The organism is Tritonibacter horizontis (assembly GCF_001518015.1).
Classification (GTDB): domain Bacteria; phylum Pseudomonadota; class Alphaproteobacteria; order Rhodobacterales; family Rhodobacteraceae; genus Epibacterium; species Epibacterium horizontis.
On the sequence record NZ_LPUY01000067.1, the window covers coordinates 1 to 539 of the forward strand.

Sequence of the window (539 nt, forward strand, 5' to 3'; positions counted from 1 at the left end):
TCCACATCCGGCTCGGCAGGGGTGTCCTCAACCGCATCCAGCCCGGCCAGCACATCGGCCACATCGTCGCCTGCCTCTTCGGTTGGCGTGTCGAGATCGCCCAGCATCTCGCTCAGGTCCACCTCTGCCTCGGCAGGGATATCCCCAACCGCGTCCAGCCCGGCCAGCACATCGGCCACATCATCGCCAGCCTCTTCGGTTGGCGTATCGAGGTCGCCCAGCATTTCGTTCAGATCCACATCCGGCTCGGCAGGGGTGTCCTCAACCGCATCCAGCCCGGCCAGCACATCGGCCACATCGTCGCCTGCCTCTTCGGTTGGCGTGTCGAGAGCGCCCAGCATCTCGCTCAGGTCCACCTCTGCCTCGGCAGGGATGTCCCCAACCGCGTCCAGCCCGGCCAGCACATCGGCCACATCATCGCCAGCCTCTTCGGTTGGCGTATCGAGGTCGCCCAGCATTTCGTTCAGATCCACATCCGGCTCGGCAGGGGTGTCCTCAACCGCATCCAGCCCGGCCAGCACATCGGCCACATCGTTCAC

The 539-nt window shown here is 65.5% G+C and carries 1 pseudogene; it reads right to left on the minus strand.

Going from position 1 to position 539, the window contains the following annotated elements:
• A pseudogene (locus TRIHO_RS23910) lies at positions 1–539 on the minus strand (hypothetical protein); the annotation flags it as partial.